Origin of the sequence: Romboutsia sp. 13368, assembly GCF_018336475.1 — a bacterium.
In the GTDB taxonomy this organism is placed as follows: domain Bacteria; phylum Bacillota; class Clostridia; order Peptostreptococcales; family Peptostreptococcaceae; genus Romboutsia.
On the sequence record NZ_CP048741.1, the window covers coordinates 967045 to 968784 of the forward strand.

A 1740-nucleotide genomic window follows, 5' to 3' on the forward strand; every position below is an offset into this window, starting at 1 on the left:
ATTATTTAAGGGAACAGTAGAAGATAATCTTAGAATGGGAAATCCAACAGCAACTAAAGAAGAAATGTTAGAAGCATTAAGAAAAGTAAATCTTCTTGATTTTATAAATAGCCAAGATGGACTTAATACTTTATTATTAGAACAAGGGTCTAACTTATCAGGTGGACAAAAACAAAGATTATGTTTAGCAAGAGCTATACTTCATGATACTCCAATATACATATTTGATGAAGCTACATCTAATATAGATGCAGAAAGTGAAAATCAAATAATGGAAGTTATACATTATCTTTCAAAAACAAAAACAATAATATTAATATCACATCGTTTAGAAAATGTGGTTAAATCAGACATTATATATACAATAGATTCTGGTGAAGTAGTTGAAAAAGGAACTCACAATCAACTTCTTGATAGAGAAGGTATATATGCAAACTTATACAATACACAAAAACAATTAGAAAGCTATGGTAAAGGAGGTATATAACATGAATAGAAGTGGTTTAAAAGTAATGGCCAAACTAATTGGTTTAGTTAAGCCATTAATACATGTAATGGTTGCAGCTGTTACTATGGGTGTTATAGGATTTTTAACTGCCATCTTTATTATTGTAATGGGTGGTATAGGATTAGTTACAGTATTAGGATTTGATACAGGATTTACATTATCTCAAATAGGAACTGTAATAGTAGTTTGTTCAATATTAAGAGGAATATTAAGATATGCAGAACAAGGTGCAAATCACTATATAGCATTTAAATTATTAGCATTAATTCGTCATAAAGTGTTTGTTAAACTTCGTACTTTAGCACCGGCTAAATTAGAGGGAAGAGATAAGGGTAACTTAATATCTTTAGTAACAACAGATACAGAATTATTAGAAGTATTTTATGCACATACAATTTCACCAATAATAATTGCAGTTATTACTTCATTAATAATGGTTTTATACATAGGAAGCTACAATCCTATACTAGGTATAATAGCTTTAGTAGCTTACTGCTTAGTTGGTATATTAATACCAGTATGGTCAGCTAATAAAGGAAATCATATAGGTCAAGAATACAGAAATGAAATGGGAGAATTAAATTCTTATTTCTTAAGTAGTATTAGAGGATTAAATGATATAATACAATATCAAGTTGGTAAAGAACGTTTAGATGAAATAAATGAAAGAACAACTGTATTAGAAGATAAACAAGAGTTATTATTAAAGCAAGAAGGTAATAATAAGTCTGTTACAGATGCAGTAATACTATTATGTGGCATGCAGTAATACTATTATGTGGTATGACTATGTTAACTGCAGGTAGTATATTATTTATAAATAATGAGGTAACATTTGTTGAAGTTATAGTCCCATTAATAGCTTTAATGAGTTCATTTGGTCCAGTTGTTGCAATAAGTAACTTATCAAATAACTTATTCCATACATTAGCTGCAGGAAATAGAGTTTTAGATTTACTTGAAGAAGAGCCAGTAGTTAGAGATGTTGAAGGTAGGGAAAAGTCAGAGTTTGGTGATATAAGCTGTGATAATATAACATTCTCTTATGGAGAAGAAGAAATATTAAAAGACTTCTCAATGGATTTAAAGAGAGACTCTGTAATAGGAATATTTGGTAAAAGTGGATCTGGTAAATCTACATTATTAAGATTACTTATGAGATTCTGGGAAGTAAATGAGGGAGAAATCTCTATAAATAATAAAAATATAAATGAAATAAATACAAATGACCT

The 1740-nt window shown here is 28.6% G+C and carries 3 protein-coding genes; all 3 read left to right on the plus strand.

The window, feature by feature from the left end; genetic code table 11:
• The coding region (locus G3997_RS03890; RefSeq protein ID WP_296648431.1) for an ATP-binding cassette domain-containing protein at positions 1–487 on the plus strand (487 nt) is incomplete at its 5' end.
• 1 nt (position 488) lies between these two features.
• Positions 489–1277: an ABC transporter transmembrane domain-containing protein gene (locus tag G3997_RS03895; RefSeq protein WP_296648435.1), complete on the plus strand. Its 789-nt coding sequence runs from the start codon at positions 489–491 to the stop codon at positions 1275–1277.
• A 20-nt stretch (positions 1278–1297) separates the two neighbouring features.
• Positions 1298–1740: ATP-binding cassette domain-containing protein (locus G3997_RS03900; protein ID WP_296648439.1), on the plus strand; the 443-nt coding region annotated here is incomplete at its 3' end.

Coding starts and splice junctions, on each gene's coding strand:
- G3997_RS03895 (WP_296648435.1), top strand. CDS start 489: ATGAATAGAAGTGGTTTAAAAGTAATGGCCAAACTAATTGGTTTAGTT.